The sequence below is a fragment of the Flavobacterium sp. FlaQc-47 genome (genome assembly GCF_044006475.1).
GTDB lineage: Bacteria > Bacteroidota > Bacteroidia > Flavobacteriales > Flavobacteriaceae > Flavobacterium.
This window is the reverse complement of sequence record NZ_JBIPCQ010000001.1, coordinates 113,311-129,921: the sequence shown is the minus strand read 5'-3', so window position 1 is coordinate 129,921 and position 16,611 is coordinate 113,311. Positions and strand designations below refer to the sequence as shown.

Sequence of the window (16,611 nt, the reverse complement as noted above, 5' to 3'; positions counted from 1 at the left end):
AAAAATTTGAGCTAATTTGTGCAATTTGTGGTAAAAAAACTTTGTGGCGTAGTTGCTTGGTGGCAAAAACAATTCGAGGAAATTTTTGCAATTTGTGGCAAAAAAAATATTTATTAAAAAACAGATTCCTTTATATGAAAACCTAATAAATAACGTTCAAATTATAATTTATTAATTATTTACTATACTCAGCTAAAAAAACTATTTTTGGTTTCTGTTAAAAAAGATTGAAATGCATAAAAATCAGCAACTCCTTTTCTCTATCCTATTTTTATTTTTCATTGGATTAAATTCTAATGCACAGGAAAAAACTATATACCCTAAAAACGAATTTAGAGGTATCTGGATTGCGACCGTTGTGAACATTGACTGGCCTAAAACTGCCAGTGACGGCGTTGAAAAAGAAAAAGCCGACTATATTGAAATATTAGAAGCCTATAAAAAACTAAATTATAATGCCGTAATTGTTCAGGTTAGAAGTGTTGGTGATGCTTTTTATCCATCAGAATTCGCGCCATGGTCCCGTTTTTTAACCGGTAAAGAAGGTGTGGCTCCAAACCCTTATTACGATGCTTTGGCATGGATGATTGACGAAGCGCACAAACGAGGCTTTGAATTTCATGCGTGGCTGAATCCATATCGTGCGACTTTCGATTTAAATAAAAATCTTTTAAGCCCGACTCACGACATTTTTAAACATCCGGAATGGATGATTGAATACGGAGGAAAATATTATTATGATCCTGCATTGCCTGAAGTTCAGGAACATTTGACTAAAGTAGTAAAAGAAGTCGTGGATAAATATGATATCGATGCGATTCATTTTGACGATTATTTTTATCCTTATGCCGTTCCCGGAAAAGTATTTAACGATACGGCTTCGTTTAAAAAATACGGTTCCGGCTTAACCCTTGCCGATTGGCGTCGTGCAAATGTGAGCAACTTTGTTCACACCATTTCGACGACCATAAAAGAGAGCAAACCGTGGGTGCAATTCGGGATTAGTCCGTTTGGGGTTTGGCGAAACAAATCTGTTGACCCAAAAGGTTCAGAAACGCAATCGACTGCCAATTATGACGATTTATATGCTGATCCTGTTTTATGGATGGATCAAAAATGGATTGATTACATTTTGCCTCAATTGTATTGGAGTATGAATAATCCAAGAGCCTCGTACTCTAAATTAGTTAAATGGTGGTCTGAAAATTCTAATAATACGGCTCTATATATTGGTCACGCTTCGTATAAAATTAGAGGAGACAGCGATAAAAGCTGGAATTTTGCAAATGAAATCCCAACGCAGATTGATTATGCCAGAAGTTTTAAAAAAGTGGGCGGAAGCGCTTATTTCAGTTCAAAATGGTTCATGAATAAAAACTTTGATATCGTTCGGCTTTTAGAAGAAAACCAATATAAATATCCTGCACTTCCTGCGGCAGTCCCTAATTTAAAACACATTATTATTGACACGCCTGTTATCAATGAATTTGAAAAAGACAGTACAAAATATTCTTTCAACATCAAATCTCCATTGAATACTAAAGTGCGTTATATGGTAATTTACGGTGGTGAACATATCTCAAAAGTAGATGTTAACGATCCATCTAAAATAATTGAGAAAGTAACGGTTTACCAATTTGATGGTACAATTACATTTTCGATCCCGGCTGAAAAAATGAATCAGTATAAAGCTTGCGCTGTGACATTTATTGATTATTTTGCGAACGAAAGTACCCCGACTGCTATCGACTTAAAAAACAATTTTAAAACATATTCACCTGCTCAGCCTAATGAAAACAGATAATAAACCGTGGTTTTGGATTCCGCTTCTTAATTTTGCATCTGGTTTGCCTTATGCTGTAATTATCTCAGTTTCGGTCATTATGTACAAAAATCTGGGAATTTCAAATGAAGATATTGGGGTTTATACCAGTTTATTATACTTACCGTGGGTGATAAAACCGCTTTGGAGTCCGTTTATTGAATTACACGGCACCAAACGAAAATGGTTTTTATCGATGCAATTGCTTATTTCAATCGCCTTTTTGATTGTAGGTTTTACGATTCCTGCAAGTGGTTTTTTCATGATGACTCTGGCTATATTCTGGGTCGCTGCATTTGCATCTGCATCTAATGATATTGCCAGCGATGGTTTTTATTTATTGGTTTTACCGGAAAATCAACAATCTTTCTTTTTAGGAATCAGAAGTACTTTTTACCGACTTTCAATGTTAGCCGGAAACGGATTAATCGTGCTTTTGGCAGGATATCTGGAACACAAATACGGCGATAATACAAAAGCTTGGTCATACACCATGATTTTTGTTGGTTTATTAATGACTTTTATAACCATTTATAATTATTTCTCTACGCCAAGAACCGAAATAAATGCCGGAGAAAAACCAAAATCAGAAGAACATCAAAATTTTGCTTCGATCTTTATTACCTTTTTTCAGAAAAAACAAATTGGTTTGGTTTTGGCTTTTATTCTATTATTCAGATTAGGAGAGTCACAATTAATTAAAATGTTAAGTCCGTTTTTAATTGATCCCAAAAATGTGGGCGGAATGGGATTAGACACTCAGGATGTGGGGATTATTTACGGAACATTTGGAGTAGCCGCTTTAACCATTGGCGGAATTCTGGGCGGAATTGCAATCTCAAAACAAGGCTTAACGAAATGGATGTTACCCATGATTTTAGCCATGCATTTACCTATTATTGGTTTTATATTATTGTCACATTTTCATCCTTCTTCTATTTACTATATTTATGCCGTTGTAATTACAGAGCAATTTGGCTACGGTTTTGGCTTTGCCGCCTTCATGATGTATCTGATTTATGTTGCCGAAGGAGAATCCAAGACCGCACATTATGCGCTTGCAACGGGTTTTATGGCATTAGGAATGATGCTGCCCGGAATGGTAAGCGGGTATATTCAGGAATATTTAGGATACGGAAATTTCTTTATCTGGGTATTTCTGGCGACAATTCCAGGAATTATCTTATCCCGTTTTTTAATTTTCCCGAAAGATTTTGGGAAAAAATCTACACAAGAAGTTTAACCCCAAATCAAACATCTTACCTATGGAAATCAATGAGAATTTGCAAGCCGAACGCAACCTGAAAGGCGCTGAGTTCGAAAAAGAAGGAAATTTTGAAAAAGCAATTGAGGTCTATGAAGAAAATGTCGCGGAAAGCTTTAAAGGAAATCATCCTTATGATCGATTGGCTACGATCTACAAAAACCAAAATGATATCGACAACGAGATTCGGGTTTTAGAAAAAGCCATTATTGTTTTTGAAGAAATTACACTCGAAGATCGTCTTGAAGGTTTGCCAAAACTTTTCCGCTTTAAAAACCGACTCGAAAAAGCAGTACACACAAAAGCACAGCTTGCTAAACTTGCCAAACAAAAGAAAAGCAAACTTTAATATAAATAAATTTTACCGCATTTATCATGACCCGCTTAAAAAGAACCAACTCTGACGATATTGATTTTATAAATCTGGTAGTTTTATTAGACCAGGATTTAAAAATCAGAGACGGAGAAGATCACTCCTTTTATAATCAGTTTAATAAAATTGATAAAATAAAACACGCTATCGTTTTTTATGAAAATGATATTGCCGTAGGTTGTGGTGCTTTTAGAGAAAAAGAAAGTGATACAGTCGAAATCAAACGAATGTTTGTACATCCTGAACACAGAAAAAAAGGAATAGCGTCACAAGTTTTGAATGCTTTAGAACTTTGGGCAGCTGAACTAAATTATCCTTATACTATTCTGGAAACAGGAAAAAAACAGCCCGAAGCGATTGCTTTGTACCAAAAATCAGGTTATACTATAATCCCGAATTATCCTCCTTATGAACAAATGGATAATAGTGTTTGCATGAAAAAGACTTTATAATAATGAAAATGACAGCTCAGGCATTAAAACAAAAGGTGGGACAATTCTTTTTTCCCGCAGTATTCATAAACGATACCGAAGAAAATATTCAGGAAACTGAACGTTTAATAAAAGAACACAACATAGGCGGATTGACTTTTTTTCATAGTCGCGCCAGTGCTGCAACGAATTATGAAAGTAAGAAAACGATTGTTTTTAATGATGATAGTTATCAAAAGATAAAAGAATTAATTATTCGTTATCAAAAAGCCGCTTCTACTCCACTTTTAATTAGTATTGATGCCGAATGGGGTTTAGCAATGCGTATTGAAAAAACACCGCAATATCCGTATGCAATTACGCTTGGTGCGTTGCCGGAAAGTAAATCACATTTGGTTTACGAAGTTGGAAAACAAATTGGGTCAGACCTAAAAGCTGCCGGAATTCATTATAATTTATCGCCTTTGGCAGATATCAATAATAACCCCAATAATCCGGTTATTGGATACCGTTCTTTTGGTGAAAATAAAGAAAAAGTGGCCAATTTTGCCATTGAATATTTAAACGGAATGTCAGAAGTTGGTATTTTAGGATGCCTTAAACACTTTCCCGGACACGGAAACACGAATGTCGATTCGCATTTAGGATTACCGGTTTTAAAGGAAACTTTAGACGAGTTACTAGAAAACGAATTATATCCGTTCATTAAAGGAATCGAAAATAATGTCGACTCAATTATGATTGGTCATTTAGCCGTTCCAAGTCTAAATGACGGAAAAAACACATCGGCAACTTTATCAAAACCTATTATTGAAACGCTTTTACGCGAGAAATTAGGTTATGATGGTTTGGTGATTTCTGATGCTTTAAACATGCACAGCGTTTCTAAATTATATGATATCAAAGGGGAACTGGAATGGGAAGCTTTTAATGCCGGAAATGATATTTTATGTTTCGCCGAAAATGTTCCGGAAGGAATTGAGGTAATTCTTAAAAATGCTTCACCGGATCGCATTGAAGATAGCTTTAACAGAATCATGAAAGCCAAAGAAAAGGTTGGTATTTTATCTGATATAAATTTTACGTCGGGAGAATTAAACTTCGAAAAAGCAGCTGAATTAAATCTTGAGATTGCTCAAAATTCAATTACTAAAATCATTGACAATTTAAATACGGAATTGGTTTTTGAAGCACAAAAAAATAACAAATTGGCCAAATTGAGTTTGTATAAAGGTGTTGAAAATACTTTCTTCCAAACTTTAAATTCAAAACTTGATTCACCAGAATTTGCTTTTGAGAATTTTGAACTTTCAGATCTAAAATCGATCAAAAAAGATGTAGAGAATTTTGAAACCATTATTATTTCCTTATTTGTTCCAAAAGCAAAACCTCAGAATAATTTCGAAATCAATGATGACGTTTTAGATTTACTTTCTAATCTGTTACAGACTAAAAAATGCATCCTTTATGTTTTCGGAAATCCTTATGTATTGCCTATAATCCCAAATATTAAAATGGCTTCCGGATTAATTGAAGTCTATCAGGATTTTAATGAGTTTCAAAAAAATGCCGGAATTCAATTGCTGAAAAATACAACTTGTTATGGAAAACTTCCCGTAAATATTGACTTACAATAAGTTACAAAAATAAAAATTTAAACAATAGCCAAATACTATCAATATATAAATATTTATAATCACTTCTTATTGTAAATAGCCTTACTTATACCCTACTTTTGCATCAGAAATAAATTTTTAACTTAAAACGAAAAATATGTCTTTAGTAGGAAAAAAATTCCCAAGTATTGCAGTAGATGCTATCTCAGAAATGGGTGATAACTTAAAAATCAACATTTTTGAAGAAGCAGTAAACAATAACAAAAAAGTAGTATTGTTTTGGTACCCAAAAGATTTCACTTTTGTATGTCCAACTGAATTACACGCCTTTCAAGCTGCATTACCAGAATTTGAAAAAAGAAATACTATCGTAATCGGAGCTTCTTGCGACACAAACGAAGTACACTTTGCGTGGTTAAACACTCCAAAAAACAATGGTGGAATCGAAGGTGTAACTTACCCAATTTTAGCAGATACAAACCGTAACTTAGCTAACATTCTAGGTATCCTTGATATCGAATCTACAGAATACAGCGAAGAAACAGACTCAGTAATCATTGAAGGTTCAAACGTAACTTACAGAGCTACTTACCTTATTGACGAAACTGGAAAAATTTTCCACGAAAGTGTTAACGATATGCCATTAGGACGTAACGTAAACGAGTACTTACGTATGGTTGATGCTTATACTCACATTCAGGAAAAAGGAGAAGTTTGTCCTGCAAACTGGGAAGCTGGTAAAGAAGCTATGAGCGCAGACAGAGTTAGTACTGCTGAATACTTAAGCGCAAACTAATTTTTTATAAGTATCTAAGATACTAAGCTGCTAAGGTTCTAAGTTTTTTATAAAGCTTACAACCTTAGCAACTAAAATCTTACTGCCTAAAAATATCAAAGAGAACTGACAAAGCTGCTAAAAACTTAGCAACTTAGATACTCAGTAACTCAGAACCTAAAAAAACAAAAAACATGTTAATCGACTTAAACGAAGATACGTTAGCAGATTTAGTTGCTAAAAACGAAAAAGTAGTGGTACAATATTCAGCTTCATGGTGTGGAAATTGCCGTATTATGAAACCAAAATTCAAAAAATTAGCAACAGAAAATGAAGCTATCACTTTTGTTTTGGTTGATGCAGAAAATTCTCCGGAATCAAGAAAATTAGCTAACGTGAGCAACTTGCCTACTTTTGCTACTTTTGTAAACGGAAAATTAGTTGGAGAAACTCAAACCAACAAACAAGAAGTTTTAATGGACCTGGTAAACGCTATTGCATAATGAGATTAGTTAGACTAGCTTAGATTTTTAGACTTCGTAGATGTTGTCTAAATTTTAAAAATCTAAGATGTCTAATAATGTCTAAAAATCTAAGAAATCTAAACATGAAGTTACCTGTAATAAAGCAATTGACCCAATTTATCGAAGAAAACGATCAGGATTATATCATTGAAACGATTGAAGTTCTGGAAGCGATGACTGAAATTCCGTCGCTAAAAGACGAAGAATTAGATGTGATTGGAGAATTAATATCCAATATGTATGGCGCACTTGAAGTACACAAAATGGTAGTTGAGGGCACAGACAAAAAAGAAGCTTTAAATGCGTTCATGAAACGTGTTTTAGGCTCTATCGACAAATAATCGAGCACTACAAATTAAAAAAAACATGACCTAAGAAACGCTTTCATTCCAAGAGAGCGTTTTTTTTTGTTTTTAGTTTTCAGTCTCAGTGTTCAGTTCTCAACCAATCTTGTTATCTTGATTTCTATGATAAGATCAAATCTTTTCCCTTTCAGAGAATTAAAATCCATTATTCGCAATCAAACCAAATCTTGCCATCTCGTCGGAGGACAGATCACACAAGAAAATCCGTAAAGTGACCTCGCAATTATTATTGAACTTCTTTGTCGAGCTTTTGGTGTGATCTGTCCTTCGTCGAGATGAGAAAAACAAGAGTAAAAATCTGTATTGATTTGCTTAATCCGTGTCATACGTGTGCCATATCTACACAAAACTTCAGAAATTTTTCCCATTTCCCAAAAAAGAAAAACAGCAACATTGATATCATAAATCCCCAAATTATTCGTTATCTTAAAACTCGCCTAATTCTAGTCACAACCCACAACAAATACTTTTAGATTCAAATATTAATCCTTACTTTTGAGCCTCATAAAAAATTAAAAATCATGGCTTCAATAACATTAGGAGGAAATCCAGTTCATACTTCAGGCGAATTACCAACAGTCGGTTCTCAACTTGCTGATTTTAAATTAGTACAAAACGATTTATCTGTTGCTTCATTAAGTAATTTTGCAGGAAAAAAATTAGTTTTAAATATTTTCCCAAGTGTTGATACGGGAACTTGCGCTGCTTCTGTTAGAAAGTTTAACGAAAGTGCGAGCAACTTACAAAATACTACTGTTTTATGTATTTCAAGAGATTTGCCTTTTGCTCAAAAACGTTTTTGTGGAGCTGAAGGATTAGAAAATGTAGTAAACTTGTCTGATTTTCAAGCAGGAACTTTTGGTAAAGCAAACGGTTTAGAAATCACTGACGGACCTTTAGCGGGCTTACATTCAAGAGTTATTATTGTTGTTGATGAAAACGGAAAAATCACACATACAGAACAAGTTGCTGAAATTGCAGACGAACCAAATTACGAAGCAGCTTTAGCAGCACTATAATACAATAATACCTTTTAAATGGAGTTTCAAAAAGATAATACTTTTGTTACAGGCAGATTAAAGAGCATGACGTATGCTTTTAACGGAGCTGTAAAACTTATTAGAACAGAACACAGTATTATGGTTCAATTCTCGTTGGGAATTTTAATGACCATTGCCGGATTCTATTTTCATATTTCACAAACTGAATGGCTTTGTCAAACATTAGTAATTGGTTTAGTTTTAAGTATTGAAGGATTAAATACAGCAGTTGAAAAAATTGCAGATTTTATTCATCCTGATTACAGCAAACGAATTGGTTTTATTAAAGATATTGCTGCAGGAGCGGTATTTTTTGCCGCAATGACAGCAATTACAATAGGCTTGATAATTTATATCCCAAAATTTACATAGGCAACAGGAACGCAAGAATGGCAAAAACAACAAAAAAAGAAACTGTAAATAAAAAAAACGAATCAAAAACTGAGAATTTAAAATCTTGGATACCCAACAAACAACAACGTTTTGTTTTGGGCTGTCTTTTGGTACTATTTTCGATCGCATTATTAGTTGCCTTTATTTCTTTTTACGTCAACGGACAATGGCAAACGGATCAAAGTGCTGTTAGTCAGCTTGGAGATCGTGCCGAAGTTGTAGAAAATTGGCTCGGGAAATTTGGTGCTTTTTTATCTGACTTGATTGTTTATAAAGGTTTCGGAATTGCTTCTTTTTTATTAGTGCGTTTGTTTTTCCTGACAGGATTATTTCTGGCTTTGGAAATGTCGACCAAAAGACTCAAAAGTATTTGGTTCTGGGATTTATTTGCCATTATTATTGTTTCTGTTTTATTTGGATTTTTTGCCACATCAGCACCTGAATTGGGCGGAACAATAGGTTATGAACTGAATTTGTTCCTGCAGGATTACATCGGAAAAACAGGTACATTACTAGCGCTCCTTTTCGGTTTAATTATATATTTAATCTTTAAAATTAAATTATCACCAGAGAAAATCCAATCTTACTTTGATTCTACTAAAAAAGAATTCAAATCAGAATTGGGTTCTTTAAAACCTCAGGCAGAAAGTGCTTATAATCTTGAAGAATTTGCTATTGAGGAAGATCCTGAACTGGATAATATTCACATAAAATCTGATGTTACACAATTTGAGATTAATAAGGAAGCGTTAAAACCTACCATAAATCATTCCTCAGAAATTGATTTGAACCCGGTTGTAAAACCAGTTCAAATGGATATTAAACCTACAACTGTTGCTCCTCAGGTACATACTGAAGAATTTGTTATCGAAAAAGCAGAAGAAGAAGACATCATAGAAGAAAACCTGGCTTCTCGCCTCGTTGCAGATTTCGGATTATTTGATCCTACTTTAGATTTATCAAATTATAAATTTCCAACCATCGATTTATTAAAAGAATATTCGACGGGCGGAATTACGATCAATCAGGAAGAATTAGAAGAAAATAAAAACAAAATTGTAGATACACTTCGTAACTATAAAATTGAAATTGCACAAATTAAAGCCACCGTTGGTCCATCTGTAACTTTATATGAAATTGTACCGGAAGCAGGTATCAGAATTTCTAAAATTAAGAGTTTAGAAGATGATATTGCTTTGTCACTTTCGGCATTAGGAATTCGTATTATTGCGCCAATTCCAGGAAAAGGAACGATTGGTATCGAGGTACCGAACAAGAATCCTACTATGGTTTCTATGAAAAGCGTGATTGGTTCAGCGAAGTTTCAGGAAGCCGAAATGGAATTACCAATAGCATTGGGAAAAACAATTTCGAACGAAACATTTGTTGTCGATTTGGCCAAAATGCCCCACTTATTGATGGCAGGTGCAACGGGGCAAGGAAAATCGGTTGGATTAAATGCCGTTTTAACTTCACTTTTATATAAGAAACATCCAGCTGAAGTAAAATTCGTTTTGGTGGATCCGAAAAAAGTAGAGTTAACATTATTCAATAAAATTGAAAGACATTATTTAGCAAAACTTCCTGATACCGAAGATGCAATTATTACAGACAATGCAAAAGTAGTGAATACCTTAAATTCGCTTTGTGTTGAAATGGATAATCGTTATTCGCTATTAAAAGATGCAATGGTTCGTAATATCAAGGAATATAATGATAAGTTTAAAGCCAGAAAATTAAACCCGGAAGCAGGGCACAGATTCTTACCTTATATTATATTAGTTGTCGACGAGTTCGCGGATTTGATTATGACTGCGGGTAAAGAAGTTGAAATTCCTATTGCGCGTCTGGCTCAGCTGGCTCGTGCTATTGGTATTCACCTGATTATTGCAACACAACGACCATCGGTTAACGTAATTACAGGTTTAATTAAAGCAAATTTCCCTGCGAGGATCGCTTTTAGAGTAACTTCTAAAATTGACTCCAGAACGATTTTAGATACACAAGGAGCTGATCAGTTAATTGGTCGCGGAGATTTATTATACACTAACGGAAATGATGTAGTTCGTGTACAATGTGCTTTCATTGATACTCCTGAAGTAGAAAAAATTACAGATTTTATTGGTTCACAAAAAGCTTATGCTACCGCTTATTTGCTTCCTGAGTTTGTTGGGGAAGAAACTGGCATTAATCTTGATATGGATATTTCCGACAGAGATACTTTATTTAGAGAAGCTGCTGAGATTATTGTCAATGCACAACAAGGTTCTGCTTCATTATTGCAAAGAAAATTAAAATTAGGTTACAACAGAGCCGGTCGTTTGATCGATCAGCTGGAAGCAGCTGGAATTGTTGGTCCTTTTGAAGGCAGTAAAGCAAGAAGTGTGAACATATCTGATTTAAGTGCTCTTGATCAATTTTTTAATAATGAACAAAATTAATCCCATCATGAAAACAAAAATTCAGGAAATCCAAAACAATTCTATTACTAAGATGACTAAAAAGTGCTTTCAAATGGCCGTTATATTGCTTTTGAGCTTTACTTCTATTCAGGCTCAGGATAAAAAAGCCAAAGATTTATTGAACGAAGTAACTGCTAAAATAAAAAGCTATGACAATATTGTTATTGATTTTAAATATTCTTTGAATAACGCTAAAGAGAATATTAATCAGGACAGTAAAGGAAATGTAACGATGAAAGGAAATCAATATGTATTGAATTTTATGGGTGTTACTAAAATATTCGATGGTCAAAAAACATATACTATTGTTCCTGAAGATGAGGAAGTTACTGTATCTAAAGTAAACGAAAAAGATGATGCCGCAATTACGCCTTCAAAAATGTTGACTTTTTTTAATTCCGGATACAAATACAATATGGATATTGTACAAAATGTAAAAGGAAGAAAAATTCAATACATCAAATTAGCACCTACAAACGCAAAAGATCAGAGAAAAGAAATCCTTTTAGGGATTGATGTTCAGACGAAACATATCTACAATTTAATTGAAACCGGAAAAAATGGAACAAAAACCACTTTAACCGTTAATTCTTTTAAAACCAACCAGCCTTTATCAAAAAATCAATTTACATTTGTAGCGAGCAAATATCCAAAATACTACATCAACAAATTAGACTAGATACAAGGTTGAAAATTTTAGACAAATACTTACTAAAAACATTTCTGATTACATTTACTACGGTATTTGTAATCCTTTTTTTTATATTCATACTTCAAACCGTCTGGCTCTTTATCTCTGAACTTGCAGGTAAAGATCTGGATTTGTTGTTGATTGTAAAATTTCTTTTATTCTCAATGCCACGAATAATTCCGCTGGTTTTACCTTTGTCTGTTTTATTGGCATCAATTATGACATTTGGAAATTTAGCCGAGAATTATGAATTCGCAGCTATGAAATCTTCCGGAATCTCTCTGCAGAGGGCAATGCGGGTTTTGATCGTTTTTATATGCATTTTAAGTATTGTAGCCTTTTGGTTTGCGAACAATGTAATTCCATATGCAGAATATAAGTTTGTTAATTTCAGAAAAAACATCGCTCAGGCAAAACCTGCTATGGCTATTGCCGAAGGTCAATTTAATGATGTAGGGTTTTACAACATTAAAGTGAATAAAAAATCAGGCGAAAATGGAAATATTCTAACTGGAGTTACTATTCATGAAAAACCTAATAATGTTGGTGAAAACAAAACCGTTATTAAGGCAAAAGATGGTAAATTAATCAGTAATGAAAAGTCAAGTATCTTAAAATTAGTTTTGAATGATGGCTATTATTATCAGGATGTTACTCCAAAAAAATATGAAGAGCGTGCTAAATTACCTTTTATAAAAGGAAAATTTAAAAAACAGATTATTAATATTGATTTATCCGAATTAAATAAAGTCGATGAAGATAAAGAAAATGTTGGTAGTACAAACGGAATGCTAAATGTCAACGAATTGCGCTATACTTTAGATTCGCTGAATAAAAACCTGGAAAATGAAATTATTTCTTTTTCAGAGAATATTAATCAACGTGTTGGGATTAGAAAAACTCCAGTTTCGATAAAATCAGATATAAAGAAAAAACAAATACCTGATAATATTTTATCTCTATATACAAACAAAGAAAAATCAGATATTTTGAAAATGGCCAGCAGTAATGTGACCAGCAATATTTATTCGATTGAAACTACTCAAAAAGATTTAAAAGATAAACAACGGGACATCAATAAACATTTAACTGCTTTATATGAAAAGTTCGTAATTGCTTTTGCCTGCTTTTTAATGTTCTTTATTGGAGCTCCGTTAGGTGCTATTATTCGAAAAGGCGGACTTGGCTTACCAATTGTCTTTGCCGTGTTAATTTTTATTACTTTTCACTTTATTAATACTTTTGGAAAAAGACTTTCTCAGGAAGGTGGGATGTCTCCGTTTTTAGGTTCATGGATGTCCTCATTTGTATTGTCACCATTGGCGATATTACTAACATATCGTGCAACAAATGATAATGGATTGATCAACTTTGACGCCATTACAACTCCGATTTCTCAACTATTTCAAAAAATTTCCGAGCGGTTTTTTCCTGCTCAAAATCAAAAATAATTATGTTAACAACAAAAATACAATTGAATACCATTGAAGAAGCTATAGAAGATATTCGTCAAGGTAAAGTAATCATTGTAGTCGATGATGAAGATCGCGAAAATGAAGGTGATTTTTTGGCTGCAGCCGAAAAAGTAACGCCGGAGATGATCAATTTTATGGCTACTCACGGACGTGGTTTAATTTGTGCTCCACTTACTGAAAGTCGTTGCAAAGAATTAGATTTAAGACCAATGGTTACTAATAATACGGATCATATGGAAACGGCTTTTACTGTTTCAGTTGATTTAAAAGGACATGGGGTAACGACAGGAATTTCTGCTGCTGACAGGTCTAAAACAGTATTAGCATTAACAGATTCAAATATAAAACCACATGAATTAGCGCGCCCCGGACACATTTTTCCCCTGGTAGCTAAACAAGGTGGTGTTTTAAGAAGAACTGGTCATACAGAAGCTGCTATTGATTTTGCAAGATTAGCCGGATTTAAATCCGCTGGTGTAATTTGTGAAATTTTAAATGAAGACGGAACTATGTCGCGTTTACCTGAATTGGTAGAGGTGGCTAAGAAATTTAATTTAAAATTAGTTTCGATCGAAGATTTGGTAGCATATAGAATGCAGCACGATAGTTTAATCGTTAAAAAAGAAGATTTTGATATTGAGACCCGTTTTGGAACTTTTAGATTAAGAGCTTACGAGCAAACGACAAATAAACAAATTCATATTGCCTTAACTAAAGGAACCTGGAATCTGGGAGAGCCAATCTTAACAAGAATCAATTCTTCACAGGTTAATAATGATTTATTAGGTACATTAACTAATAATGCCGAGCAACAATTAGACGATATGTTTAAAGTGATCAATGAAAATGGTAAAGGTGCTGTTTTATTCATTAATCAGGATATGACTGCAGTAAACTTGTTAAATAGAATTGCGGAACTTAAGACATTGCAATCAGAAGGAACAATGAAGGCACCAAAAGTGATTATTGACAGTAAAGATTACGGAATTGGAGCTCAGATTTTACATGATATTGATATTTCTAAAATAAGATTAGTCTCGAACACAGAGCAAACCAAGCGTGTTGGAATGATTGGATACGGACTTGAAATTACAGAATACGTAAGCTACTAATATATGGGAACTTTAGAAGAAAGAATTGTAAAATCAGAGACTCGTATATTTAAAGCGGTTTTTCCCAGTACAACAAATCATTATGATACGTTATTTGGCGGAACTGCGCTTCATCTTATGGATGAAGTTGCTTTTATTTGTGCCACACGTTTTAGCCGCAAAAAAGTAGTTACAATATCAACAGGTCAAATTGACTTTAAAAAAGCGATTCCGGCAGGAACTTTAATAGAATTAGTAGCAAAGGTTGATAGCGTTGGAAGAACAAGTTGTAAAATTCATGTTGATATTTTTATGGAACAAATGTATTCGGAGCTTCGCGAAACAGTAGTTTCAGGAACTTTTTCGTTTGTTGCAGTTGATGAAAACAAAAAACCAACTCCGATTTTAGACGATTTATAATATTTTTTTTCAAAAATATCTTTTCGTAAATACTGATAATTAAGTACTTGAAAATTATTAAAAAAAACTTTCAAAAAAAGTCCGAAAAAAGTTTTGAGAACCGGAAAAGCGCACTATATTTGCACTCGCAATCAGAAAACGATTGCTACATACTGGAGAAATGGCAGAGCGGTCGAATGCGGCAGTCTTGAAAACTGTTGACTGTAACAGGTCCGGGGGTTCGAATCCCTCTTTCTCCGCCAGTAGAAGTTTCAAAAGAAACTTTAAAAGTCAAAAGCCTTTAAACACTAGTGTTTAAAGGCTTTTTCGTTTTTACACACTTTTCAAAAAGCACATGTTTTATCAAAAAGTAGTCACCCAATGAGTACCCACTTTTTTTTGGGTCACTTTTTACAAAATTGGTGACCAAAATAAAAAGAATTCCCCGGGAATTCCTTGGTATCAATGGGCTCTCTTAAAATTTTTAATTCAATTTGATTATTAATTTTAAAACTAGATAACATGTTAAAAACAATTTTCTTGCTAAAATCCGAGAGGGTTAACCGAGACGGAGAATCCTCTATTATTCTAAGACTTTCCTATAAAAACAAAAGGATTACAATCGCCTCGGGAAAATTCATCTCGAAAGAAAGATGGATTCAGACAAACCATCTGAAAAATACACTGAAGGCAGAAAAAGAAAAGGTAATCAAAAGTTCTCTTGATCTCATGCAGCTGAATGCCGAAAAGAAGTTTACAGAACTCTTCAGAATTGACCCTGACGTTGATCTGGAATTGCTAAAAGCTGAACTTACAGGAAAAGTCAAAATCGGCCAGCCTCAAGGTCCTTCCATAATTGAAATTATGGAAACATACAATATATTCTTCACCAAAAGAGTTAATTCTGGAGAACGCGCAGCGGCTTCACTGCAGAAGTACAAAAGAGCGAAGGATTTACTTTTGGATTTCATCACCAGTACCTACAAAAAGGAAGATATGCCCGCATCTGAAATATCAAGCTCGTTTGTCTTTAAACTTGAACAGTTTCTTAAATATGAGAGCAGTTTTAAAGAGCAGACAGGCATCAAAAACAATTCGGTGGTAAAATATATGAAAATGTATAAAACTGCCTGCAATTATGCCATTAAAATGGATATGATAATAAAAAACCCATTTAATATCTATGATGGCAGACTAAGCGTTAAAGATGCCATTTTTTTAACTCAGCAGGAACTTAACACCATAGAGAGCAAAATATTTTCAACGCCACGTCTGGAAAAAGTTAAGGACATATTTCTTTTCAGCTGCTACACAGGATATGCACCTGTCGATGCCTTGGAACTTACTGAAAGAAACTTATCCGAAGATTCAAATGGAAACTTATGGATTATGACAAGCAGAGCCAAAACCGCTATTAGAGCCAATGTTCCAGTACTGACTACGGTTGAAAAAATTATTACCAAATATAAGAACCAGCAGAAAGGTCTTATCCCGAAAATTTCCAACCAGAAAATGAATGCCTACCTTAAGGAAATTGCTGATGTCTGCGGAATAGACAAACATCTTACATGGTATGTTGCCAGACATACTTTCGCTACCACTGTAACTTTAGGAAACGGAGTAAGACTGGAAAATGTATCTGCAATGATGGGTCATACCAACACTAAACAAACCCAGCATTATGCAAAAGTTTTGGATGTTAACATAATGGAAGACATGGAGAAACTGAAATCTAAATTTAGGTGACACTCGCTTAACGACAGACTTCTGAATTTAAAATCTCTTAAAGAAATTAAATCCATTAGCAAAAAAAGCAATTTGAACGATATGAAAAGTTTTGAATTACACTTTCAATTACGTCCGCACTGCGGACGTAATTGTAATGGACAA

The 16,611-nt window shown here is 33.9% G+C and carries 16 protein-coding genes and 1 tRNA gene; all 17 read left to right on the top strand.

The window, feature by feature from the left end; genetic code table 11:
* Positions 1-232: 232 nt before the first annotated feature.
* The 17 genes from ACHRVX_RS00380 to ACHRVX_RS00300 all read left to right on the top strand — a co-directional run bounded on the left by ACHRVX_RS00380 (position 233) and on the right by ACHRVX_RS00300 (position 16,467).
* Positions 233-1,804, top strand: a complete 1,572-nt coding sequence (locus ACHRVX_RS00380) for a glycoside hydrolase family 10 protein (protein ID WP_395327671.1) — start codon at positions 233-235, stop codon at positions 1,802-1,804.
* The gene (locus tag ACHRVX_RS00375) at positions 1,791-3,065 is read left to right on the top strand and encodes an MFS transporter (RefSeq protein WP_395327669.1); all 1,275 of its coding nucleotides are present in this window, start codon (positions 1,791-1,793) and stop codon (positions 3,063-3,065) included. Before ACHRVX_RS00380 ends, ACHRVX_RS00375 begins: the two co-directional genes overlap by 14 nt.
* 22 nt (positions 3,066-3,087) lie before the next feature.
* Entirely contained in the window at positions 3,088-3,435 is a 348-nt protein-coding gene (locus ACHRVX_RS00370; RefSeq protein ID WP_395327666.1) for a hypothetical protein, read from the top strand.
* 26 nt (positions 3,436-3,461) lie between these two features.
* Positions 3,462-3,911, top strand: a complete 450-nt coding sequence (locus tag ACHRVX_RS00365) for a GNAT family N-acetyltransferase (RefSeq protein ID WP_395327663.1) — start codon at positions 3,462-3,464, stop codon at positions 3,909-3,911.
* A gap of 2 nt (positions 3,912-3,913) precedes the next feature.
* Positions 3,914-5,527 (top strand): glycoside hydrolase family 3 protein, encoded by a 1,614-nt coding sequence (locus tag ACHRVX_RS00360; RefSeq protein ID WP_395327660.1) that lies wholly within the window; start codon positions 3,914-3,916, stop codon positions 5,525-5,527.
* 136 nt (positions 5,528-5,663) lie between these two features.
* Positions 5,664-6,302 (top strand): peroxiredoxin, encoded by a 639-nt coding sequence (locus ACHRVX_RS00355; protein WP_395327657.1) that lies wholly within the window; start codon positions 5,664-5,666, stop codon positions 6,300-6,302.
* Between the two features lie 173 nt (positions 6,303-6,475).
* A complete protein-coding gene (locus ACHRVX_RS00350) occupies positions 6,476-6,784 on the top strand; it encodes a thioredoxin family protein (protein WP_395327654.1) in 309 nt (102 codons plus the stop codon).
* A gap of 104 nt (positions 6,785-6,888) precedes the next feature.
* Positions 6,889-7,146 (top strand): DUF6952 family protein, encoded by a 258-nt coding sequence (locus tag ACHRVX_RS00345; RefSeq protein WP_395327651.1) that lies wholly within the window; start codon positions 6,889-6,891, stop codon positions 7,144-7,146.
* A 545-nt stretch (positions 7,147-7,691) separates the two neighbouring features.
* Complete coding sequence (tpx, locus tag ACHRVX_RS00340) at positions 7,692-8,189, top strand: thiol peroxidase (protein WP_395327648.1); 498 nt, start codon at positions 7,692-7,694, stop codon at positions 8,187-8,189.
* An 18-nt stretch (positions 8,190-8,207) separates the two neighbouring features.
* Positions 8,208-8,582 carry a diacylglycerol kinase family protein gene (locus ACHRVX_RS00335; protein WP_395327646.1) on the top strand — a complete coding sequence of 125 codons (375 nt, stop codon included), beginning with the start codon at positions 8,208-8,210 and terminating at the stop codon, positions 8,580-8,582.
* A gap of 17 nt (positions 8,583-8,599) precedes the next feature.
* Positions 8,600-11,044, top strand: a complete 2,445-nt coding sequence (locus ACHRVX_RS00330) for a DNA translocase FtsK (protein ID WP_395327643.1) — start codon at positions 8,600-8,602, stop codon at positions 11,042-11,044.
* A gap of 7 nt (positions 11,045-11,051) precedes the next feature.
* Positions 11,052-11,744: an outer membrane lipoprotein carrier protein LolA gene (locus ACHRVX_RS00325; RefSeq protein WP_395327640.1), complete on the top strand. Its 693-nt coding sequence runs from the start codon at positions 11,052-11,054 to the stop codon at positions 11,742-11,744.
* An 8-nt stretch (positions 11,745-11,752) separates the two neighbouring features.
* Entirely contained in the window at positions 11,753-13,207 is a 1,455-nt protein-coding gene (locus ACHRVX_RS00320) for an LptF/LptG family permease (RefSeq protein ID WP_395327637.1), read from the top strand.
* A 2-nt stretch (positions 13,208-13,209) separates the two neighbouring features.
* Complete coding sequence (ribB, locus tag ACHRVX_RS00315) at positions 13,210-14,343, top strand: 3,4-dihydroxy-2-butanone-4-phosphate synthase (RefSeq protein ID WP_395327634.1); 1,134 nt, start codon at positions 13,210-13,212, stop codon at positions 14,341-14,343.
* Between the two features lie 3 nt (positions 14,344-14,346).
* Positions 14,347-14,742, top strand: coding sequence for an acyl-CoA thioesterase (locus ACHRVX_RS00310; RefSeq protein WP_395327632.1), 396 nt, complete (start codon positions 14,347-14,349; stop codon positions 14,740-14,742).
* 154 nt (positions 14,743-14,896) lie between these two features.
* Positions 14,897-14,984, top strand: a tRNA-Ser gene (locus ACHRVX_RS00305).
* Positions 14,985-15,243: 259 nt separating this feature from the next.
* On the top strand, positions 15,244-16,467 hold the full coding sequence (locus ACHRVX_RS00300) for a phage integrase SAM-like domain-containing protein (protein WP_395327629.1): 1,224 nt from the start codon (positions 15,244-15,246) through the stop codon (positions 16,465-16,467).
* Positions 16,468-16,611: the final 144 nt, after the last annotated feature.